Raw genomic sequence first — 23,493 nt, 5'->3', positions numbered from 1 at the left:
ATGAGTGTGTTGACGGTTTTCCTCGCGGCCCATGGGCCGGCTGACGGTGTGCGTGACGTCCTGACCGATCTTTCGGCGGCAGGACTGCTCGACCCATTCCTGTGGATCGACGAGCACGACGCAATGGCGGGTACTGCGGGGGTGACCGCTACCTCCGTCGCGGGGGGAGAGTCGTCCACGATTGCCCTCCAGAACGTGTTGGCATCGACGCGCGTCACTCGGGTCCGGCTCTGTGTTCTGGTGCCGTTCATCGAGGGTGCTCAGGCAGTTCGTGTCGATTCCGAGCGGGCTATCGCGGATATGCTGGTCGCGAATTCCGGTAGTGCGCAGTTGGTTCGACTCAGGATGATTCTGACCCGTGGTGGTGCGAGGGTGCCGGCGTCGGCCGTGCCGGCTTTGGCCGGTTGGCACAACCTGTTGATCGCGCCGGAAGATTCCAACGGCCCGGGCATGGGGCACGTCTCTCTCGAGGCCACTAAGGATGCGGTGGTCATCGGACGCAATGCCGCTCCGGTCATTGCCGGTATTGCAGGGTTGTGGGCTCATGCTCAGCACGCGCCGTTCGATGACTTGCACGTAGTCCCGGGTGACGCGATTCGGTTGGTGCGGTCGTTCTATCGGCGACTCGAAACGTCCGGGGCGGAACACGATTTGCGGGAGCAAGTTCTCGACATCGGTGGTCCGCTTCCATTGCCGCTCGATGCCGGCGGCAGCGTTGTCTACGTCGAAGATGTATCGCTGGCAACGGGGAGAATGGCCCAGAACCTGTGGACCAAGCATCGCGGCATGCTCGTCGGGTCGCGGGTACCGCGGCCGGTGGACGAGGGTTCGCAGGCGATCGGTCTGTGGCGGGCGCTGGTGATGTTCTTCAGTTTCATCGGTTCCGCTCTGCGAAATGCTCCGATGGCCTTCTACAACCGCGTCTCGCGGGGAGTCTCGGGCGCTGTTGCGGCGACAGTCAATTCGGCCGTCTTCGGATCGGATTCCTCGGCGTACACAATTGTCGTCAACGGAGTGGGACCGGACGGGCGCTCGGTGAAGTGGTCCGAGTTCAGTGACGCGTCACGTCAGATGATGACGGCCTTGGACCCCGGAACCGAGAATCGACATCACGCAGCATCTGCCGACTTGTCGAGGTTGTGGAGCGACTACTCCGCGGGTGCACTCACTTTGGCTGACGCGGGTGAGCGTTCGCAGGGATTGCCGCCAGTTCAGGTCGGCGCCAACCGGGCCGTGATTCGTATTGCCGGGGACATCGTTCCGGGTAAGGCTCAACGGTTTACCGACGTACCGGGAATTATCGCGGCCAGCACCGGCGTATCCGGATTGGATGCACATGATGTCATGGCGATCTCGGATTTCCGCGCTCAGTTGCGTGAACTCGAACAAGATCAGGTTCTGGGCTTGGAAGCGCGTCGAACCGTCAGTGCGGTGGACGCCTGGGGGCAGACCATTCGTCGTTCGTACGGTTTCGCATTCGGCCAGATCCTTGCCGAGGGTATGCATTCGACGCGAAGCGAAATCAGCAGTCTTCTTACGAAGTTGCGCGCGCACTCCGGATTCGAGGACCAATCCGAGGGGATTCGTGGGCGTCAGCGCAGTCTCGCGCGATGGGCTCAGATCATCACATTCCTGTCTATCGTGATCATGGGTGTAGCGGGGTACTTGACGTATCGCGACGTTCTGGTGTGGTGGCACTGCGCCTTGATCGTCGTTGTGGCAATCATCATTTGGTTCTCCAGCTTGTTCATCTTGTTCACTCGAAGTCAGCAAGAACTGTTTCAAATGATCAACAGGCAACGTAGAGCCACAGGCGAATTGGAAGCAGATCAGGCGAATCTTCGCACTGCCTTGCGTGATCTGGATCGACTGAGCGCGGCCTACCGCCAGCATGTTTCGTGGAGCGGTGCACTCGGGGCATTCCTGGCCGAGCCGCTGGGGAAAGCGCCGAAGCGTTCCGGTTCGGCACGCCAGATCAATTGGGGACTTCCGCGTTCAGCTGCCATCGGATCAGCACGTCCGGAGGCCGTTCGGATCGTCGAAGTTGCCGAGCGACTGCGCAGTGAGTTGTTCACCGTGGGCTGGATGACGTCGCCTTGGGACGAACTGGCTCGCGGCGCCGGCGATCACTTGGGGGCGCTGGGGCTGGACGTGCGGCAAAGTCCAGAATTGCTGTACGCCAAGCAAGGTTGGGGTTCGGGTTCTGCACTCGATGTCTGGTCGTCCAAGTTGGCGGCCGGTGAAATCGAACTCGACGGCGCCGATGTGGTGTGGGAACGCGCTCTGGCCGAGCTGGGCGGATCCAAGGCTTCGTTGATCACGGAGTTGGTGTCCTCGGTCGAGGTTCGGGGTGAAGGGCAGTCTCGGATACTGACTCTCGACGGTTTCATGGCGGGCGTCGGCGTTCGGGGGGAGTTCGCGGAGAGTGGATTCTTCGATCGGACGTTGCTGACGGACCTCGCGTCAACCAGTGGTCGCGCAGCGGTGCGCGGCGGCCGTGCGGATCAAGCGCGGCTCGGACTGGGTTTGATCGCGGTGACTACGCAGTTCAGTGAAGGGCTCGCCCGGGAGGAACTCCAATTCGGCGGCGAGGGCAAAGTCGCCGTGGACGAGTACTCCTACGAGATTCCGGTATCGCCGGACTCCGTGGCACTCGGCGGTTTCAGTGGTGCACCCAGTGCGGCCCCCGTCTCCGATCCCTTCCGAGCGCCGTCCATCGACGGCATGAATTTCTGAAAGAGGCTTGAGCGATGAGCGGACAAGTACTCGACGCACTTCTGCAATGGCGATCGGGAGCGATTGCGGCTGACCAACTGCAGATCGGCGTGATCAAGGATGCGCATCTCACGCAGATCGCGCGTTCCAACCGACGGACAAGCACCGAAATCGAATCGATGCTTCCGCGCACAGCCAAGCCCATGGCTGGACACATCGCGAATATCATTGCCGGACTAGACAACAACAGCTCCGGCGCGGCCGCTCCGAGCAGTGTGCCGGCTACTGAACCTGCCACAGTGGCACCCGTCGTGCCGCAGACGCCGGTCGTCGCAAATCTGCTCGACCTGAGTGCTGACGATTTCTGTGAATTCGACTATTCCATCGACGTCGACAACGGAATCAAGCTGGCTGCAAAGAAGTCTCAGGGGGGATATCGCTTCGAATGGGAACCGTATCCGGCCGGCAGCGGACAGGTTGTCATCTACCGGGTTGTCTCCAACGAGGAAAACCGTGCCTACAAGCCGGAAGCCGGTGAACTGCTCGGTGCTACGACGGACGTCTCCCTGACAGATTTGCGTTCGCCGAGTTCGGCAGTGCGATTCGTTCAGGTGTGGTGCCATGTCGGACGGACAATCTCCGATGCGGCCTCGGAGCAGCCGACCCTTATCGGAACGGCTCAGATCATCAGTCCCGTCGTGGATCTGGCGATTTCAGAAGACGAAGGTACGGTCATCGGACGCTGGGACACCTGGCCCGGAGTGAAAGTTGTTCGCGTCATGCGGATGGCACTGTCGGGCGGTCCCGGAACGGGCGGTCAGGTTCGGCTCCATCCCGACGACGACAACCTCGGTGGATTCGTGGACTCGACAGCAGAGCGCGGTCAGCGCTATCTGTATCGAGCTATCTGTGAAGTGCCGGTAGACGGGGGTACCGAACTGTCCCCGCCGATCGAGGAGGTCGTTGCGGTTTCGGTGATTCTTTCGCCGGTACTCGATTTGTCGGTCGAGACCTACGGTGACGCCGAGGAACCCCGCTTCGACCTGCGTTGGAGCAGCCCGCCGGTAGGCAAGGTCGTCATCTACCGCACCGAGAGCGGCCCGAAACCCGGCATCGAAGAATCGGTCTTGGCGGAAGGCGCTCTCGAAGCATCCGGCGGCCTGCCGACCGATGCGCGTCTGATCCATCCGATCAAGGGCGCCCAGACCGGGAATTGTGTGATGGCCGAAGTGTCCTGGCCACGAGGATGGACGCGCGCCTACTTCACGCCGGTGACGACTCTCGACAACAGCGTTCAGGTCGGGAAGACGGTATCGGCGACGCGACCACTCGGAGCGGTCCGGCATTTGCGTCTGGTGGAGCGCTGCGCGGAGCAGCTATTGACGTTCGCCTGGCCCGAAGGTGCGGCAGCCATCGAGGTGTATGTCAGTACACGCGATATGGATTCGGCAAGTGCGCTGGCTCAGCCGGCCGGGCACGAGATTTCGCGGAACCGCTACGAGCGGGATGGCGGCCTGCATTTCCCCGCGCAGTTGCCGGCTATCGGGTGCTCGGTGCACGTGGTTCCCGTGTCGTACACCGCCGGTGCCAAGGTGCTGGGCGCTCCGGCCGTCGTCGACTATCCCGGATTGCTGCGAGTGCAGTACGACATTGTCGCGCGTGGTGCCGGCTCCGTCGATATCACGCTTGCGCCGGAACGTGATACGCATGGTTCACCGCCATTTATGCTGGTGCACAACGCAAATCGCTTGCCTTTGAGCTCGATGGACGGTACCGCCGTTGACGTGTGGGCTGCCGGAGCGGACGGCCATGGACGTTCGAAGCAATTCCAGCCCAACCAGCTCAGTCGTGCTGATCGGGGAGCGACGTGGAGTGCTGACGTACGTGGCCTCTACGGCTATATCCGGCTGTTCGCAGATCTGCAGCCGAGCCATCGGAGTACCTTTGCTCTGATCGACCCGGCCGTCGAGAAGCTCTGGGTCGACGGCAGCGGCGCGTCAGCTGGGCAGGCGGGATGAGTAGTGAAAACCTAGATGACACAAAACCTTTGGCGGGTGTCAGTCGGCCGCGGTTCGGGCAGTTGACGTATACCTCGTTTGATCGGCCGGCTCTCGGGCGCGGTCAGGTGCTCGGCGGCTGGCAGGTCAAGGACGTCGTCGGGGAACTCGACGAGTCCGAACAGGACGCGGTGCGTGCCGGAATCAACACCAGGCTCGAGACTGTTGTTGCGCCCCCGGCCTTTCCGACTCAGGAGCAGATCGAGTCGCGGCCCCGGCGTCTGCATTACGGACCGTTGAACGGTGCAGCGGTCGCGTACTGGCATTCGGTACAAGCGGGCTCCGATGCATCGGGACGACCGGGCAACGTTTTCGTTCACGTGCTCGTCGACCGGAATCCGGAACTGCCGCCGCTCATAAGGCCGATTTCACTCTGGCACTCGCCGGGATGGCTGATGCCGTATGGCGCAGAAATGGTAGTGCGCTCGGAAATCTTTGCGACCGAAACCTTTCCGGCTGGTGATGCCGTGGATCTGTCAAAGATCGTGAACTTCGTCCTCGATCCCGGAGGCTGGAGGAGTGGGGTGCTGTACGTGCTGCTCGATGCAGTGGCGTGCGCAGTCGAGACTGGCGGCACAGTCGTGCTCGGTGTGGAAGATCCTGATCGCAGTGCGCTGTGGATCGGTGCGGTAAGCGCATTGATGTCGGCGTCGGCGGCGTCGCGGTTCTACTTCTCGACCTATGAGCGGCGCCCGAGTGTCGAAGACCTCGAAGCCCTCAACGTGCACTTGGTCTGCGTGCCGGTCGAGGATCTGGCCGAATTGGAGCTTCCGAGCAACGTTGTGGTTCTCAGCGAACTCGAAACCCCGTCGCTCGGTGAGTTGGACGTCGAACAGCATCGGACGACCCGTGATGTCCTGGTCCCGGTCACTGAATGGTCGGTACTGGCGCAGACAGTGCTACTGGATCCAGACACGGCAGCCACGGCGCTGGGAAAGTTGGACGCGATTGCAGAGGCCAACCCGGTCCGTGGCACCGAAACTGCTTGGCCCCTGGCGACACTAGTGTTGGGGGACAGTGACTTCAGTGATGCGCACATCGAAGCGCAGCGCGTAGTCGATCATGTTCCGACGCCTCCGGTCTTGCGTGTTCAATGCGAGCCTGCGCCGCATACGGCAGCGGTATCGCTCTCCAAAGCTGTACCAGTACAGGGGTATGCACCAGAATTGGTGGGATTGACGGGATTGGCGCCAGCCTCGGCATGGGCGCCCGCGAATATGCAGCCTCGCGAGCCCTCCCAGATTCTGCACGACATTTTGGCGATATCTAACAGCACACCTGATCAGTCCGAAGCGCGCTGGCTTCAGTTCCTCGAGTTCGTTCGGTGCGTCCCGGGTTGGTCGAGCGGACCGTGTAACTTTCGTGATGAGTTGGGGCGCTTCGAATTTCGGCCATCACGTCGGCTCTTGACCATGGTAGAGGCAACGGCAGAGGATTTCTTCAACCGGCTCAGTGTCATGAATTCGCGTGCGCAGTCTGACAATCGGTTCCTCATCGAAACGGAAATCCTTCGGTTTGCGGATGTGATCATGTTCGCCGGTGTGACCGATGATGCCATCGTCACTGTCGTGCAGAGTCTTGTCGAGTGGGCAGTGGTGCCCCTGTTGTTCGATGAAGCGGTTGCCTCGTCCTTTATCGAGGGCGTCGGTGCGATCGATGCCCCGCTTCGGGGATTGCTTCGGGGATGCGTCACGGATGGAAAAGGCGCGGGGTACTTCGCAACCCGACCATTGGGCGCTCGCGTACCAGGTGATGTGATCGAATGGATGCTGCAGTTCGACGATCTGCCCACGGATGGGCGAATCGACGTGCACCCGGAGGTCGTCGCGGAGTCTGCCGTGGCGTTGGCGTCGGATTTGGTGCTCCGGAAACTTTCCGGGCCGTCTGATCACGGTGCGGACGGTTGGGGAACTTATGTGCCGCAATCCTTGTGGCGCCTTCTGTGGGAGGCCTACAACGGTGGGTTTGTGCCCTCACCGGCGAGCAGATTGCTCAGTTCCCCCCATCTTCTTGCCGAAGATCTCGTGAACTTGGCCGCACAATTTCCCGGAGTGATTGCGCCACGGTTCCTTCAGCGGATCATGTTGTCGCATAACCTGAATCCGAGATCAGGTGAACTCGCGACGGCCGCAGCACATCTGTTGTGTACCGACGTGGAGGCTCAACGGCTGGATACGGTCATCACCCCGCCGAATCGGCGTGGCGATGAAACCGCATTGGCCTGGGCGCAGGTGCGATTCATCGATCGATGGGCAGAGCAGGGTTCCGGGGAACTGCAGTATCGGGTAGGGCTGATGCGACCCGCCCTCATCGACTACTGCCACATGAACGCAGCCGAGATTGCCGAACTGTCCAACGATATCCTGGACAGGCTCGCGGTTCTGCTCTTTACATCCCGATGGGCTCGCGACAGACACGGTGCGCCCTTTGTGCCGTTTGTTGGTGACGCTCAGGTCGCCGGGTTGAGGCGATCGATTCTGGGGCCGAGCAACTACGTCAGCGCCAATATCACCGAGCTGATTCGGTCGAGGGTCATCGATCGGGAGTGGCTGCTGGTAACAGTGATGCTCTTGACGGATGGAGCCCCCGAGTCGGAACGCCCAACTCCGGATCTCCTGACGAGTCTCGGACTCGGAAGCAAGAACGGAAACGGACTCCTGGAGTCGCTGGCCAGTGAATCGCTGGCCGATCTGTATGGCGTCGACCGCAACAGTCTGTCGCCGATCGCTGACATGTTTCGTGACGAAGTGCGTCGTCGGCCGCCAGTCGATCCGCCGGTGGACGTCGACAGATACCGGCCTCATGCGTGGCAATGGTTCGACTATTTGGTCACGGCGAAGGCGAAACAGGCTCCTTCACAAGGATTTATTGCTCGTACGTTCGGAAAGGACAAAGGCTGATGCCCGCATATGTGCTCGATGGATCTGGGAGAGTAGAACTTCCGCGCCGACCGTTGGCTGTGAGCGCCGATGCGGGTGGAGTGGGCGTCGAACTTTCGGCCACTGCGGAATCCGGCCAATCAACTGGTGCTGTGCATCCTCGACAGGGGTTGATGATTCTTCCTCGCGTTGCAGACGTCATCACAATTTCGGCTCGCCCCGGCAACGGGCTTGTCGCGTTTCCTCAGGGAACTGTCCTGCGGGTGACGATCGGCGTCGACAGCCAGAATGATCACGACCCCGATCGCGCGGAGCTTCGGCCGATGGATGTTTCCGGTCTGCATCGAGCCGATCTGGCCACCGTCACGCTAGGTGCTGATTCGCTCGAAATTGCTGCGCGGAGAACTGAAGTCGACGTTGCCCTGGGTGAATTGGCATCGCTGGCCCGCTCGAGTGCCCGCGGAATTCTGCGTACCGATCGGCTTCGCGATGCGGATCGGTACTCGGTGAGTATCGACATCGACAGTTCCATGTCGATGATGCGTCGTTTCGATGATTCCAGTGTTGCTGCCGTCGCAGATCTGCTGGCCGGTGTGTCCACGGTGCTCGGCGATGTGACACCGGTGGTGTCCGTGCTCGGCTCGCAGACGCACCCGGTGCCTGAATGCGTACTGCGCGATCTCCTTCCCGTGCTTCAGGGGCACCTGGATTCGGCGCCGCTCGGTGTCGGCTTCCAGGCCACACGTGCTCTGCCGTCGGCCGAGGCCTCGCGGCGAATCGTCTTCACGATCACCGACGCGGTACCGGCGGACTTTGCTGCGGCAACGGCTGACTCGTCGGCGATTCGGCATCTAGTGGTGTTGTCCGATGCGCTACCGGGGACGGTTCCAGCGGAGGCGTACTGCACTGTGATCTCGCCCGGCGCGGTGGCGACTCTCATCGCTGATCCGGGTGTACTGGCTCGGATCGTTTCCCAGCTATTGTCTCCTGTTATGTCCGATTCGACCACCGGTGGTTTCCCGTGAGCAAATGCCCACGCTGCTTCGTCAGCTTGACCGCTGACCATTTTGCCTGGACCCAGGTGTCCGGTACGACAACCGAGGCAGACCCGGTTGCCAGCGCATATCACGGCGGCCAGGTGCTTTCCCGCAAGATCATCGAGTTGCGTCGGCCAGTAGACGCCCACGCGAGCTGGGCACCGCCGCCGCAATACGCTGAACTCGAGCTCGGTGGACCCGTCCGCGAAGTCTGCCCCACGTGCCATTACGTGCTGGTTGACGGCTGGCGCAACGCACAGGTCACCTGCATCGCGATGGCAGGTGCGCGCGCCACGGGGAAGACCGTTTACATTGCGGTGCTGATCAAGCAGCTTCAATTGCTGGGTGAGAGCTTCAACGCCGTCGTCGAGCCTTTCGATAGCACTACGGAAGCCAACTATCGCGATCACTACGAGGCCCCGTTGTACGAGGCTCGGGGAATCCTCGAAGCCACCCCGGCTGCGCACACCGGAAATCCGTACCAGCGTGAGCCGCTAATTTTCAGTCTCGGCCATTGGAACAAGGTGTCGCAGATCCTCGTGGTTCGCGACGTTGCCGGCGAGGATCTCGAGAATCAGGACAACGCACGAGCTCCGTGGCTGCAGTTCTTCGCGCACGCGGACGGTGTGCTGTTCATGTTCGATCCGCTGAAGGTCGAATCGGTGACCAACCAACTGCACGATCTGGTGCCTACTCAGGAGCGGGTGGGCGGCGACCCCCGAACCGTATTGCGCACGGTTCTGGGCATTATCGGTTTGGGTACACCGAATCTGGCCATCATTCTTTCCAAATTTGATGCACTGCAGGCACTTCAGAGCGTCGAAGGAAGTGACTGGAGTCGTATCATGTCCAATCCGGGGGCGGCATTCTCCCGGGACTTCAGCTTGCGGCCGGCGCCGTATCATGACGGCGACGGCCAGCTTCTCAATCAGGAAGTACGCAGCTTGCTCAAGAAGCTGGACGCCACCCCGATGGTGATGTCGGTGGACCAGCCGCACACTGGCAAGCCGTTGGCCAACCGGTACTTCGCTGTGTCAGCGTTGGGAGAATCTCCCGTCGGAGATCGCTTGCACGCCAGTGGAATCACACCATTCCGTTGCCTCGATCCTGTCCGCTGGGTGCTCGCAACCCGCGGCGTGTGGCACTGGCAGTGACGTCATGACCCAATCGGATCCGAGTCCGAGCGCAGTAACGCGCGCGGAGATCCTAGACTTTCTCCTCGAACCCGGTACCTGGCGAACCGGTGTGCTGAGTTTGCTCCTCGACGCGGTCGATGCGTCGCGTAGTGACGGTCCGGTTGTTGTTCTCGGCGTACGTGACTTGCAGGTCGGGCGGCTGTGGAGTGGCGCCGTGTCGATGCTCGGCGCGCCCAGTTCAGCAGACGAATTCCGTTGGCAGCACGCCGTGGGCTCGGCTCAGGTGGCCAATGACAGCCATCTGATAACTGTTCCCGTGTCAAATTTGGCTCTGTGGGACGGATCCGGCGCCGTAGTGATCGGCGAGGACGACAACTGCAGCCTGGGAGAGATGTCGGTTGATCCGCATCAGACCGAGCGCGGGATATCCGTGACTGTGACACAGGCGTCACTTCTAGCCGAGGCGGTACTGGTCGATCTGGAGACGGCCCACGACGCGCTCGATCTTCAGGAATCCATCGACAAGAAATTTGCGAGCGGGAGCGTGCATCGGTTGTGGCCCTTGGCTATCGCCGTGGCGTCATCGCCGGAGATGCATGAGTCGATGGGAACTGCGGCAGAGGTTATCCGGGAACACTCACCGTGGGCTCTGGTCGATCAGACCGAACTGTTCAACCTTGCGGTCGGCACTGTTGCCGGCGGTTTGGGTCGCGACGCAGCAGTTGCGTGGCGGGATCGATTGGCCGCCGGACCTGTTTCTGAGCCGACAGTGCACACACCGGAACCATTGATCAGGCTGCCGGAATCGGTTCCAGCACCCCAATTGGCATCCAATCCGGTTGCACTGCAACCGGAGTTTCGCACGATTGTCATGGGTGAAGCGGTAGATTTGTCGCCGGACTCATTGCGTTGGGGATGCTCGGTGTCCTGGACCCAGCCCGCGTCGAACTCTCTGGACGTCGACCTCGTGGCGTTTCTCCTCGACGAGAATCGAAAGGTCAACGGCGACCAGGATTTTGTCTTCTACAACACGCCGGTGGGCGGCGGTGGAGCGGTCAAACTTGCCACGCTGCAGCCCGACACTCAACGTGTGGACATCGATTTCGGTGCCCTCGCCCCGCGGTATCACCGTGTTGCGCTGGGGGTTGTCATCACTGGTGGCGGCTCGTTCAGTCAATTGAACCCGCTTCGAATGGTGTTGACGGACAACGAAGTTCCCATCGTTGATTCTATGTGTGTACACGGCACCACGGAACAGGCGATGATCGTCGGTGAGTTCTACATGAGGGCCGGCCGCTGGCGAGTGCGCTCGGTCTGGCAGGGGTATGACGGCGGTCTCGCAGAACTGGCGACTTCGTATGGCGTTATCGTGGACGGACACGGGTGATTGAACTCGCTTCCCGCCGCACCGCCGATCTACGAGGACTGCTGACCAATCCGTACTCTGCGTCGTTGCTGGTGGTCACGATGATGCCTGTGCTCTCGGTGATCGCACTGGGGTCGATTCTCTGGAGGCCGCTCGGATATGTCGTTGCGGTAATCGCACTGTTCTCTGTGCAAAAACTACATCGCCGGATCCGATCTGGACTGGAAAGCATCAGTCCTGGTGCAGCGCCTGGTCTCCGGTATCAGGTTGCCGCGTACCTGCTGATAGTCGTTGTTGCAGCACTGCTTTCGGTGCCGGCTGTGCAAGTGTTCTTTCGAGGCGACCTCACAGCGATGGCAGCTCCGTCGGTCATGGCGGAGATGACCGACGGTTGGCAGGGCGCTACAACGCCGCAGGCAATTTACGGTTCCACTCCGACCTGGCCGTCATACGGTCCCTGCCAGACCATTCAGTCGTTCACCGGACCGGTAGTTGCCGATTCGTGCTACTCGTTTGTCGGGTACGTGCGGATGTGGCAGATGTCGACGGCCTTGCCGATGTTGTTGTCCCTCACGATGATTTACATTCTCTTTCCGCTCACCTTGGCCAGGTTCGGTCAGTCGAACAAATAGCCCTCGATATCTCTTCTCGTAGACTTGAAATGGATCGGTATGAAAAAGTACTTTCTTGCGCGCTTAGCGGGCTCTCGCGTCGATGTCCTGGAGAAACTTCCGGGCTCGGTAGCGAAGCAGACCGCGATGGGCGCAGTATTGCTGACGACGGCTGGATTTGCCACGATTTCGGCTGCCTATGCGTTGTCGATTACCGGCATTGCGACCGGATGGACTGCTATTGCAGGCGGTTTGGTGTGGGGCCTGGCGATTCTCAACCTCGACCGGTTGTTGGTGATCGGACTCTCCGGCGAAAAGCGTATCGGCCGCAGTCTGATGTTGGCGTTGCCCCGAGTGGTCCTGGCCATCGTCATCGGCTTTGTCATCTCGACGCCGTTGATGCTGAAGGTGTTCGAGAGCGAAATCGAAACTCAGCTCAACCGTAATATCCTCACGTCGCAGGAAGAGTTGCGTACGGGACTCAAGGATTCGACGTTGAGTGCGGACCTGACCGAAGCCGAAGCTGAGCTGGCTCAAATGCGTGCCCTGATCAATGCCGGGCCTACCGCGGATCCGGCAGTCAATCCGGAGGTCGGCCTGGTTCAAGCGGAGATCGACAAGCTCGAGACGACTGCAGCGAAGCAGAAGGCCGATTACGATGCTGCGCGCACCAGAGCACTTGCGGAAGAAGAAGGCTCAGCCGGCACCGGAGTCGCTGGTTGCGCTGCGATGTGCGTCGAAAAGAAGCGATTGGCAGATGAGGCCGAGAAGCTATGGTTGGCGACTAAGGATCAGATCAAGGTCAAAGAAGGCGAGAAGGCTGCTGTCGTCGAACGGCTCAAAGGCGTTCTCCTCGAGGAGAGTAAGCGGGCTGTCGCTGACGCGGAGAATGATCTGCCGATAGTCGAAAAGACAGTGGAGACACTGCGTTCGCAGGTGGACAGCGCGCAGAACGGTTCGTATGCCCTTGAGCAGGCCAACACCGGAATCATCGCCAGGCTCAAGGCTCTGAACGACCTGTCCGGCAGCGACGGTACCGCTGGCATGGCTCACATGGCGGTCTCGATTCTCTTCATGTTGGTTGAACTTCTCCCGGTTCTGTTCAAAGTGATGTCCAACGCGGGTTCACGAACGGCATACGACGAGTTGGTTGAAGCCTTCGAGGAAGAAGAGAAGCGCGATGCCACCGAGATCATCGATACACGCAAGCGGGTAAGCGAACTTCGGCGAGATGCCGAGTTTGAAGCCGAGCAGGATCGCATCGGCAAGCAGCAGGAAACAGTGCTGAAGGTCAATGAGACTGTGGTGGCGCATCAGGCGGAAGTGGTTGACGAAGCGCTAGAGCAGTGGAGTAGGCACGCCAAGCGTGTGTCGAGTGAGCGTCTGCGCGAATGGGAGCGTGGACTTGTGGGGGCTGGGCGGATCCGGCCGACCAGCGGTGCCACACCGGCGAGGCCACGAGCGGCAGCTGTGACCCAGACGGAGAGTCCGGCGCCGCAACGGGCGTCGGCCACTCCCACCGCTCCGCGATCATCCCCTTCCGCCGTGGTTTTGGAGAAGACTAGCGCCGCGCCGGCAGTAGCGGAAAGTACCCCGGTGAATCCGGTTGCTCCGCAGGTGAGTCGGGTTGCTGCGCCGTCGGCCCCGGTCACCGCGGCGCACGTCGGCGGAGCTTATCCGCAGAGTCCGGCCACCGGTAGTGCGCCGGCGCCCGGACCGTTGCCGCATTGGATGACGGAAACAACGTGGGCCGCTGGCCCGGCTTCGCACCTGCGGCCGCCGGAGTCGATGGAGTAGTGAGCGCCCAGCTTGAGATCGAAAAAATCGTCCGCTCGCACGTCGATATTCGTGTTGTCGGTGGTGATGGTGAAAGCTCGGAGGTATTCGGATATGTTGTACCGCTGACAAATTGGATCAGCGACGAATGCGCACGTCGGCCGATCCTATCGGATCAGTTTGCCCTCAGCGTTTCTCGCGACGAGGGCGCCGCGTATTTCGACAGCTTGGTTGATTGTGCTCACGGCACCACCGATCCGGGTTTCCGGGAGCGGCCGGCGGCCACGGTGCTGTCGGTTGTCGTCGGTTCCGCTGACGTTGTTCTGGCGCGCGCCGGCAAGCTCGGGATCAACACCGGAACACCGTTATTGGTGTGGTTGGTCGGGGAGGGTGCGATGGGATCGCTGCCCGCCGTGCACTACCAATTCGCTCCGAATGTGCGTCGAACGGTGGCCGGCGAGTCGACGTCGCCGGAGTTGTTCCTGAAGGTCGTACAAGGGTTGGTGCGTGTAGTACTGGAGTCGCGAGACGGTTCGTGCGGTGACGTGATCGAAAGTGCTGCCTTGAGTGCAGTGATGCGGGGTGTGGGATATGCGGTGTCGTGACAGCGAGGATGTAGGGGAAGGCCGGGAATGAGTATCGAGGTTGCGGACCTGAGTATCCTGCGCAGTATCAATGTGCCGGAAGGGTTTCCGGTACAGGAGGTCAAAGCCCCCCAAGGTGTCGGTCGCGGATTCCGCTGCCTTTTCCGGGAATTCGCGAGTCCGAGTAACGAGATTGCATCCAACGTTCGTGCGCTCGTCAATTTTCGTGGGCAGTTGACCGCAGAGGAACGCGCCACGCTCGACGCGTCGTTTCTGTGGCCACTCGAACTGGTTGAGTCCGCCGGCACCCCGATCGGATACCTGACCGGGGTGGTCCACTCTCGCTTCGAGGAGCGTGTGCGGACACCATATTCGGGCGAGACGACGGTTGCGAGGACTCTCGACTGGCTGATCCGTCCAGGCCACGCACATGATGTGGGGGCCTCGGTTGTTGTGGGTCCCGACAACATCATCGTCCGGTCGACCTACTGCGCCCAGATCGCGCGTGCACTTCATTTTCTTCATTCGCGAGGCATAGTGTTCGGGGACATCGGACCGTTGCGGGCAGTCGCGAGTGATTCGCCCATCGACGTGCTGTTGATCGGCTCGGAGTTCGTACGTGCCGCCGATTCGTCGTGGCAGGAGCCGGGAATTCATTCGCCCGGCATGACTCCGCCCGAAATTGCTCGCGGACAGAGTGTTCAGAACATCGGTACTGATCTGTTCAAGCTTGCGCTGCTCTTTCGCGACATTCTCGGTGCCGGAGGATTGAACACGTCACCGTTGTCACCGCTATCAGGGCGCATCGACCACGATGGAATCGACATGTTCGAGCGCGGCCTCGGGCAGGATCCGGAACTCCGTCCCTCCGCAGTAGACTGGTACACATTCTTGTACTCCCAGACGGTTTCTCATTCGCTGCCGCCGGCGATCGATATGTTCGGGGCAGTCCCGGAACACGGGATCCGGAACCAATCCATCGAATTCACCTGGGATGCGCACGGGCATCGCGCGTTGACTCTCGAAACACCATGGGGCGAAGTACAAGAACTCGACGTCAGCGCGTCACGACATCGGTTGACGTTGAAGCAATCCGGGCAGTTCCGCCTCATCGCATCCAATCCGCATGGCACCACCGAGCGGTCTAGCGCCATCGTGTACGCGTTCGATCCGCCTGGCGTGCGCTTCGTCGAAGTTCCCGAGTTGGGTGGCGTCGCACAGGCCATGACCGGGATCGATTCGGCGGCCCTATCGGACACGGTTCTGGAAGGTGTCGAATTTACCTGGCTGGGTGGTGGTTTCGACGCCGTAGCATCACCGCAGTTGCCGCCGCTGCCGGATCTTCCGCAGTTCGGGGCGGCAGGAGTGGCTCTGGAACAGGTTGACTGGGAGGGTCTGACTTCGGTGATCAACGACGCTATGGCTGCCGCGGACGCCGAAGTTCGGGGTGGATCAGGCACTGGGGATGATCTTCGGGAGTCCGCGGCAGCTCTGGTCAGCCGCGCGAGATCACTCGCTTCGACAGTCGCCAGCGGCCGTCCTCGAGTTCGAACTCGTCGGCGTAACTCCCGACGCCGCTCAGGCGAGGTGCAGTAGCGGTATCGACGTAGAACGTCCACACAGCCTCGGCGCGCGCAGTTGTCTCCGAGGTGACATCTACGGCGATAGCGGTGGTGATGTGGCGCGTGAACGTGCCCGGACCCTGAATTCCGGCGCTACGACGCTCACGCACGCCGGCCGCGATTTCTTCGCGGCCGCGTCGTACCTGTGTGGGCAATCCGCGGTCCGGGTTGGCGGGCATCGTCCATTCGGCCTGGTGAGTGAACTGTTCGACGTAGTCCTCGACGGTTCCGGTATCAGCGAGGTGTGCGATCCGCGCGAGGGTGGTTCGGATCTGCTCGGCCGGGCTTTCGGGCGCCATGGGTCTCCTCAGGTATCGCGTTGGGTTTCTCGGACGCTATCGCGATGGTTTGCGGCACCGGGGGTGCTGTCCCGTTGAGCGGTAAGCAGACTCATGAGTTCAGATCACGGTGAGTTCAACTATGTCCTCAGTATCGAGGGAAATGATTAAGTGTGTTTATCAAGGCAGGCGCCTTGAATCTGACCGGAAGGTTTACCGTGTCCGTCCCTCTGCGATGTCTGCGCTGATCTTTTCAGCGCCACACCGGCTGGTGTAGCCCTCACTTCCCCTTTACCGGGGTGTTCGAGGCCGCCAGGACGATACACACTCCGTCTCGCATGCCCGCACCTCGAGTGCGCTGCTGCGGACCCTCGTACGAAGGACCATAACTGTCGTGAACTCGACTCTTTCGACGGCCGGCCTCGACCGCCGTGCCTTTTTCCGTGGCAGTGCTATCGCTGCCCTTGCAATCTTCGGTAGCGGTTCGCTCGCGGCGTGCTCGTCGGCGGTCGGCGAACAGCGCTCCGGGGCCGAAGAATCCGTGAATCCGGTTCGCGGCGGCACGCTGACGCTGGCAATCCCGGACGACATCAGCCCATCAGCATTGCTTACCAGTACCACCACGGCGGGTGTCACCCTTTCAGGTCTCGTGTACGAGACATTGACTCGCTATCCGCTCGATTCCGTAGTGCCGCAACCTGTTCTGGCCAAGGACTGGAAGCTTTCCGACGACGGTCTCACCTTGACGCTGAATCTGCGTGACGACGTCACGTTCCACAGCGGTCGACCGTTCACCGCGGCCGACGCGGAGTTTTCGCTTCGCACCTACGCCGATCCCAAGTTCTCCGCCCAGCTCAGAAGTACCGCCGCTGCTATCACCGGGTTTGATTCCTCGGACCCACGCACCCTGGTCATCACCCTGGCGCACAGAACCGGCAATATCTTCGACTTGCTCGACCTGGCACCCATTTTCGACTCGCAGACTTTTGACAAAGCAGTAGCCGGTGAATCTTTCATCGGTACAGGCCCGTTCGTTTTCGTATCACGGACGCCGAACAGTGCAATCTCGTTCGGGCGCAACCCGAACTACTGGATTGCGGAACGGCCGTACCTCGACCGGGTGGAAGCGCGCATCGTTCCCGATTCGCAGGCACGTCTGACTTCACTGAAATCCGGCCAGGTCGCGCTGGTTTCTCCGGCGTCGTTGACTTTCCGGGACTCGCAGACGCTGGCCAAGACCAGCGGCTTCGAGACGACCTCGCTCGACGGGGCCGAGTTGCAGGTCTATCTCGGCGCCAACGTGACCGCCGAGGGGTTGACCGACGTCCGGACGCGAAAAGCCTTGGCCTATGCGATCGATCGTGACCGCATCATGACGGAGGTCTATCGCGACACGGGTTACGCCGTGAATCTGCCGTGGCCGAAATCGTCGCCGGCGTACGACGCTGCCAAGAACTCGACGTACACCCGTGACGTTGCGAAGGCCCGCGGGTTGGTGAGTGAGGTCGGCGCGCTGCCGACGATTCCGTTGACGTACGCCGGCGCCAGCCCGGATTTCGAGGCAGCAGCACAGATAGTGCAGGCCAATCTTGCCGAGGCTGGAATCACCGTCGAGCTGGATCCCGTCGAGGCAACGGTCTTCTTCAAACAGTTGATCGGCGCCGAGTTCAAGGGTCTGTGGTTGACCAATCACACGTTTGCCCAATATGTTCCGTCGACGTTGACTGTCAGTGCTTATCCCTTCAACGCCGCGCACAATGCGTCCAAGTTCAGTTCGCCGGCGTACTCTGCTGCGGCCGAGGCGGCGTGGCAGGTGCCGGACGGTTCGAGTGACGCGGCCAAGAAGCTGTACGCCGATCTGGGAACGCAACTACTCGACGAGTTGTTCCTGATCGAGATCGGTGTGGTGGTCCCGCAGGTATCAGCCGCATCCACCGTTCGTGATCTTGCGTGGACAAAGGGCCGTCAGCCGCAGTTCGCCAACACCTTCCTGGCCTAGGGGAGAACATGATTCGCTATGTTGCCGGCCGATTACCGTCGGCGGTGGTGGTTCTCTTTCTTGCGTCACTTCTGATCTTTTCGGTGATGCGACTCGTGCCCGGTGATCCGGCGTTGGCGCTGGCCGGCCCGGATGCAACGCCCGAAGCGATTACAGCCATTCGCCATTCGCTCGGCCTCGACAAGTCGATTCCGGCGCAGTACATTTCGTGGATCGGTGACGTGCTGACCCTGGATCTGGGACGTTCGTTTGTCCTCGGCGGTCAGATTTCGGATCTGGTGCTGGCAGGTTTGGGCAATACGGCAGTTCTCGCCGGCAGTGCATTGCTGGTAGCGGTGGTGCTGAGCCTGATCCTGAGTGTGGCGGTGGTTGTGTGGCCGAAGAAGTGGCTCACATCGGCGGTGAACGTTCTCAATACTCTGTCGGTGGCATTGCCAAATTTTGTGACCGGTGTTCTGCTGGTCCTCATCTTTGCCGTAGTGATTCCGGTGCTGCCGTCCGGTGGCGTTCCACCAGGCGGGTACCTCGCCCATCCCGACATCACGCTTCAGTATCTGGTGCTGCCGTCATTGTGCCTGGCACTTCCGGTCGCGGCCGCCCTGACCAGATTTCTCTCGGAAGCCCTGCGTACCGAGATGGCGCAGCAGTACGTGATCACTGCCCAGGCTGCGGGTGTGTCTCGATGGAACCTGGTCACGCGCAGTGCGTTACGTAACGCACTGCCGACCATGCTCACCGTGCTCGGAATCCAGACTGGCCACCTTCTCGGCGGTGCAGTTCTGGTGGAAGCAATCTTTGCCTGGCCGGGAATCGGTCAGTTGATCGAGCAGGGAATCGGCCGACGCGACTACCCGGTGGTGCAGGTGCTTCTCCTGCTATCGGTCACGATATTTGTCTTGATTCAGCTTGTGACGGACATCGTGCACGCCTACCTCGACCCACGGATCCGAATCGGAGGGCAATCATGACTGTTGTCGACCATCCCGTCGACCTTGAGGTTCGTCGATCGCGGCCGGTGCTTGCGGCGCTGACACACGGTCAGGGTTTGGCCGGCGTCGTGATTCTGCTGGTTATCGCGGCAGCGGGAATTGCAGCACCACTGCTGACCCACTACGGACCCAACGAGCAGATCGAGGGCGCAAATCTCTTGGGCGCCAGTGCCCAGCACTGGTTCGGAACTGATCAGGTGAACCGTGACGTCTTCACTCGTTCTCTCTACGGCATCCGGATCAACCTCGTCATCGTGCTGGTCGCGGTTCCACTGGGTGCGATCATCGGCTCACTGGCCGGCCTGGTGTCGAGTATCAATCCCGTCGCCGACGTCATCGCACAGCGCATCTTCGACGTGATTCTTGCTTTCCCACTATTGATTCTGGCGATTACGTTGGTCGCGATCACCGGCCCTGGGGTCGGCCCGGTCATTGCCGTGATCGTGGCTGCAGAAATACCGTTGTTCGGGCGTCTGGTGCGCACGACAGTTCTCAAGGTGCGGGAGTTGCCGTTCGTGGAATCGGCCGAGGTAATCGGCGCGGGTCGATGGTGGGTGCTCCGTAAGCATGTGTTGCCCAACGCCATCGAACCGCTGGGAGTGCAGATTGCCCTCTCGATGTCCGTTGCTGTCTTTGCGGAAAGCGCGATGAGTTTCCTGGGCATCGGTGTTCGCCCGCCGGACCCGTCGTTGGGATCCATAATCGCCGGCGCTATCCCCAATCTTGATGCCAATCCGGCCTACGCCGTCGGACCGCTGGTGATCGTGTCTGCGTTGGTCCTGAGCTTCCTACTTATTGCCCAGTCTCTCGGCCGGGCCCGCCGTATCTGACTCCACGACGCTGAACTTCTACGACACTGAAAAGGACTAGCGATGAGTACAGCTGTGAAACAAGCGGTCCTCTCTATCAAGGACCTGTTGATCACGTTCGGCGCCGACGATTCCCGACGCCCATCGACCACCGTCGTAGATCACGTGAATCTCGAAGTGAGGCAAGGAGAAATCCTCGCGCTGGTCGGCGAGTCCGGTTCCGGGAAGTCGCTGACCGCGCGGGCCGTTCTCGGGCTGCTTCCGGATGGTGCGCAGGCGAGTGGGTCGATCGAACTCGATGGTGAGGAGGTGCTTGGAGCCGACGAGGCAACGTTGAATCAGGTGCGAGGTATCAAGGCTGCGATGGTCTTCCAAGAACCACAGACTGCACTCAATCCGGTTCAGAAGGTGGGGTGGCAGATCGCCCAGGTGCTGCGGGCCCACGGCAAGATCTCCCGGGCTGCAGCACGTTCCCGAGCGATCGAACTACTGAAGATGGTCGAGATTCCGGATCCGGAGAGACGAGTCGACTGGTATCCGCATCAACTTTCGGGTGGTCAGAAGCAACGGGTAGTCATTGCTCTGGCGCTGTCGGGTTCACCGGATCTTCTCATTGCCGACGAGCCCACCACAGCTCTCGACGTGACGGTGCAGGCTGAGATTCTGGAACTGCTGCGAGATTTGCGAGATCGATCGGGAACCGCAATTCTGCTCATCACGCACAACATGGGCGTCGTGGCAGATATCGCTGACCGCGTGCTTGTGTTGAAGTCGGGGCAGGTGGTGGAGGAGCAGTCGGTCTTCGATCTCTTTGCGGCACCGACTGAGCCGTATACGAAGGCTCTGCTGGCCGCTGTTCCGCGGTTGCCGGAGGCTGGGCACGTAAGGCCGGCCGTCGCTCTGGTCGAAGGGTTGGAAGACTCGCTTGCCGCTCCGATCCTGCGTTTCGACGACGTATCCATCGTCTACCCGTCGAGGTTGGGTAACAAGGAGTTTCGGGCCGTCGACGGTGTGAGCCTGAGTGTGCGTCCCGGTGAGGTTGTCGGGTTGGTCGGCGAATCAGGTTCGGGAAAAACAACTCTCGGACGATCAGCTCTCGGGGTTATCCGGGCCAGCAGTGGCAGTGTGAGCTTCGACGGCACGGATCTCGGGACGATCTCGGCGACCAACCTGCGAGGCCTGCGTAAGGGCATGGCCCTCATCCACCAGGATCCGGCGGCATCGCTTGATCCACGACGTTCGGTGGGACAGAGCATCGGAGAGCCCCTCGAGGTTCATCGCTTTGCAACCGGCGCTTTGCTGCGAAACAGGGTGGGGGAGTTGCTCGAATCAGTGCGTCTACCAAGGTCTTTTGCGCAGCGGGCACCGAGTGAGCTTTCCGGTGGACAACGCCAGCGGGTTGCACTCGCTCGCGCTCTGGCGCTGGGGCCACGACTGCTGGTGGCGGACGAGCCGACCAGTGCGCTGGACGTATCCGTTCAAGCCGATGTTTTGTCGCTCTTTGCCGATCTACGAGAGGAATACAACTTCGCATGCCTGTTCATCAGCCACGATCTGGCCGTTGTCCATCAGGTAGCCGATCGGGTAGCGGTACTTCGCAGCGGGGAATTGATCGAAGAGGGCCCCGCTGCAGAGGTATTTCGCTCACCGCGTCAGGACTACACCCGGCAATTGGTTGCGGCGGTTCCGATTCCGGATCCGCGACGTCAGCGCGAAGGACGGGAACGTGCACTTGCGGCGCTCGACCTGACTGTTGCGGTTTGACCTATCCGCACGTTCGACACCAACTTCTTTCACTTTAGATTCCCCAAGGAGAATTTCATGTCCATCAGTGAACTCGAGCGCGTCACCCTTACACCCGAAGAGATTTACGCCGCCGGCGGCATCACCGTCCACAAGGTCGGAGAGCTGATCGGAGCCCGGATCGACGGAGTTCACCTCTCCGGTGATCTCTCCGAAGAGACGGCCTACGCAATTCGATATGCCTTGGCGGCGCACAAGGTTGTGTTCTTCCGCGGCCAGCAGCACCTCGACGACGTGTCTCAGTACGAATTTGCCGGAACCCTCGGCACCCAGACCACCACGCACCCCACGCTCACGTCCAAGGACAACAAGCTGTTGGTACTCGACGGCGCCGCCAGCAGTTGGCATACCGATGTCACGTTCATCGACCGCATCCCGAAGGCGTCGATCTTGCGCCCCACCACCATTCCCGAGTACGGCGGAGCCACCACGTGGGCGTCCACGACCGCTGCGTACAACCAGCTGCCGCACTCGCTCAAGGTGTTGGTCGAGAACCTGCGGGCGGTGCATACCAATGCCTATGACTACGCCGAGATCGTGGACAAGGTGCAGCAGGGTAACTCTCAGCGCGTGACCAACTACGGTGAATTCACGCGGGAGATCTACGAGACGGAGCATCCGGTGGTCCGCATCCACCCGGTGACGGGGGAGAAGACTCTACTTCTGGGGCATTTCGTCAAGGAGTTCGTCGGACTCAAGCCGTCGGAATCGGTAGCTCTCTACCAGCTGCTGCAGGCACGGATCATCAAGTTGGAAAACACTGTTCGGTGGTCGTGGGCTCCGGGTGATCTGGCGATCTGGGACAACCAGGCCACCCAGCACTACGGCGTCTCCGATTACGGAACCCAGGCGCGCAGTGTTCACCGCGTGACACTGGCCGGCGATGTACCCGTCGACGTCCGGGGTGAGTCCAGTCGCATCATCAAGGGCGACGCGTCCGAGTTCTCGATCATCGAGGACGTTGAGCGGCTGCCAGGGTTTGCCGCGAACTGATCGATAATTTCAGGCCTGGCGGCCGTTCATATCTGACGTTGGGCCGCCAGGCGTGGAGCTAGGTGACCTCGCTGGATTCTGGGTACGTGAACATCTGCCCCCACGACTGGTTGCAGGCGAGGCAACGCCATTTCGGGGTGTCCGGACCGACGACACAGCCGGTATTGGATGTCCAGGGATGGAGAGCGAAGGGGTAAGCAGGCATTCCGGGGGAACATCTGGCAGTGCGATTGGCCCTGCCTTCCGGGCACGGCGGGTTTTTCGTGACCATGAATTCGACAAAGTTGGTGCAGCCGGAAGACACGCGTCGCTGAATGGAAATGGACGATGTCGCCGGATCGGTACTTTTTCAACTGCAGCGGTTCGTAGCAGGCCGTGCACCTTCCGCGGTCCTCCATGAGTGTGCGGGCATGCGCCGCCGTCGAAGTCGGATCCAGAGCGTCGAATTCCCCGAACGGGGAGTAGCGGTCGGACTCGAGCGACTGAAGAATTTCATCGCCCATTGCGTCGTCGATCTGTCCCGTCTCCACGGGGAACGCGATGGCGAGCCGTTTCTCGATGTGGAGAACAAGCGGAAGGCTGAACGAGTCGACCTCGACACGTGCCATGCCGTCAGAGAACGGAGCGGTCAAGGTTTCGACACAGAGCACCGTCTGGGGTTCGGTATCGAGGAGGGTGATCAGGATGTCGCCCGCGGCCATGTCGCCGTGGACGCTCCAAGGATTGACGTCAGCTTCGGGCTCGAGAAACGCTACCGCCGCGTCCAGCCACGGCGTACCGAGCGCGATAAATACATGCTGATCGGGGCCACAAGTTGTCATCAATTGATACTCGCACCG

17 protein-coding genes are annotated in these 23,493 nt (G+C 60.9%); 15 read left to right on the top strand and 2 right to left on the bottom strand.

The features are described from left to right. The 10 genes from QM600_RS14045 to QM600_RS14000 are packed head-to-tail and all read left to right on the top strand — an operon-like array spanning position 1 to position 15,757. Positions 1–2,736 carry a magnesium transporter gene (locus tag QM600_RS14045; protein WP_283262083.1) on the top strand — a complete coding sequence of 912 codons (2,736 nt, stop codon included), beginning with the start codon at positions 1–3 and terminating at the stop codon, positions 2,734–2,736. Between the two features lie 14 nt (positions 2,737–2,750). Further along, positions 2,751–4,733, top strand: coding sequence for a SaeA-related protein (locus QM600_RS14040; RefSeq protein WP_283262082.1), 1,983 nt, complete (start codon positions 2,751–2,753; stop codon positions 4,731–4,733). Continuing rightward, complete coding sequence (locus tag QM600_RS14035) at positions 4,730–7,672, top strand: GAP1-N2 domain-containing protein (RefSeq protein ID WP_283262081.1); 2,943 nt, start codon at positions 4,730–4,732, stop codon at positions 7,670–7,672. The genes QM600_RS14040 and QM600_RS14035 overlap by 4 nt, the downstream gene beginning before the upstream one ends. Then, on the top strand, positions 7,672–8,676 hold the full coding sequence (locus tag QM600_RS14030; protein WP_283262080.1) for a hypothetical protein: 1,005 nt from the start codon (positions 7,672–7,674) through the stop codon (positions 8,674–8,676). The genes QM600_RS14035 and QM600_RS14030 overlap by 1 nt, the downstream gene beginning before the upstream one ends. After that, positions 8,673–9,842 (top strand): TRAFAC clade GTPase domain-containing protein, encoded by a 1,170-nt coding sequence (locus QM600_RS14025; RefSeq protein WP_283262079.1) that lies wholly within the window; start codon positions 8,673–8,675, stop codon positions 9,840–9,842. The genes QM600_RS14030 and QM600_RS14025 overlap by 4 nt, the downstream gene beginning before the upstream one ends. 4 nt (positions 9,843–9,846) lie before the next feature. Further along, the gene (locus tag QM600_RS14020; RefSeq protein WP_283262078.1) at positions 9,847–11,211 is read left to right on the top strand and encodes a TerD family protein; all 1,365 of its coding nucleotides are present in this window, start codon (positions 9,847–9,849) and stop codon (positions 11,209–11,211) included. Beyond that, positions 11,208–11,822, top strand: coding sequence for a hypothetical protein (locus QM600_RS14015; RefSeq protein WP_283262077.1), 615 nt, complete (start codon positions 11,208–11,210; stop codon positions 11,820–11,822). Before QM600_RS14020 ends, QM600_RS14015 begins: the two co-directional genes overlap by 4 nt. Before the next feature lie 39 nt (positions 11,823–11,861). After that, positions 11,862–13,598, top strand: coding sequence for a DUF4407 domain-containing protein (locus QM600_RS14010; RefSeq protein ID WP_283262076.1), 1,737 nt, complete (start codon positions 11,862–11,864; stop codon positions 13,596–13,598). After that, entirely contained in the window at positions 13,598–14,182 is a 585-nt protein-coding gene (locus QM600_RS14005; RefSeq protein WP_283262075.1) for a hypothetical protein, read from the top strand. Before QM600_RS14010 ends, QM600_RS14005 begins: the two co-directional genes overlap by 1 nt. Positions 14,183–14,209: 27 nt before the next feature. After that, positions 14,210–15,757 carry a protein kinase family protein gene (locus QM600_RS14000; RefSeq protein WP_283262074.1) on the top strand — a complete coding sequence of 516 codons (1,548 nt, stop codon included), beginning with the start codon at positions 14,210–14,212 and terminating at the stop codon, positions 15,755–15,757. Here QM600_RS14000 and QM600_RS13995 read toward each other — a convergent pair. Then, a complete protein-coding gene (locus tag QM600_RS13995; RefSeq protein ID WP_283262073.1) occupies positions 15,657–16,082 on the bottom strand; it encodes a nuclear transport factor 2 family protein in 426 nt (141 codons plus the stop codon). The two genes, QM600_RS14000 and QM600_RS13995, sit on opposite strands and share 101 nt — an antisense overlap. Positions 16,083–16,455: 373 nt before the next feature. On the opposite strand from QM600_RS13995, the gene QM600_RS13990 reads away from it, so the two are divergent. From QM600_RS13990 to QM600_RS13970, 5 genes are read left to right on the top strand one after another with little or no spacing between them, the layout of a single operon-like run. Next, positions 16,456–18,060, top strand: coding sequence for an ABC transporter substrate-binding protein (locus tag QM600_RS13990; RefSeq protein WP_283262072.1), 1,605 nt, complete (start codon positions 16,456–16,458; stop codon positions 18,058–18,060). An 8-nt stretch (positions 18,061–18,068) separates the two neighbouring features. Then, a complete protein-coding gene (locus tag QM600_RS13985) occupies positions 18,069–19,028 on the top strand; it encodes an ABC transporter permease (RefSeq protein WP_283262071.1) in 960 nt (319 codons plus the stop codon). Beyond that, the gene (locus QM600_RS13980; protein ID WP_283262070.1) at positions 19,025–19,879 is read left to right on the top strand and encodes an ABC transporter permease; all 855 of its coding nucleotides are present in this window, start codon (positions 19,025–19,027) and stop codon (positions 19,877–19,879) included. Before QM600_RS13985 ends, QM600_RS13980 begins: the two co-directional genes overlap by 4 nt. Positions 19,880–19,921: 42 nt before the next feature. Next, entirely contained in the window at positions 19,922–21,622 is a 1,701-nt protein-coding gene (locus tag QM600_RS13975; protein WP_283262068.1) for an ABC transporter ATP-binding protein, read from the top strand. 57 nt (positions 21,623–21,679) lie between these two features. Continuing rightward, positions 21,680–22,654 carry a TauD/TfdA dioxygenase family protein gene (locus QM600_RS13970; RefSeq protein WP_283262067.1) on the top strand — a complete coding sequence of 325 codons (975 nt, stop codon included), beginning with the start codon at positions 21,680–21,682 and terminating at the stop codon, positions 22,652–22,654. A 26-nt stretch (positions 22,655–22,680) separates the two neighbouring features. Here QM600_RS13970 and QM600_RS13965 read toward each other — a convergent pair whose 3' ends face one another. Continuing rightward, entirely contained in the window at positions 22,681–23,475 is a 795-nt protein-coding gene (locus QM600_RS13965; RefSeq protein ID WP_283262065.1) for a hypothetical protein, read from the bottom strand. Between the last annotated feature and the right edge of the window lie 18 nt (positions 23,476–23,493).

This window comes from Rhodococcus sp. IEGM 1379 (assembly GCF_030056815.1).
GTDB lineage: Bacteria > Actinomycetota > Actinomycetes > Mycobacteriales > Mycobacteriaceae > Rhodococcus_F.
The sequence above is the reverse complement of the archived record's forward strand: the minus strand, read 5'-3'. Positions and strand labels throughout refer to the sequence as shown.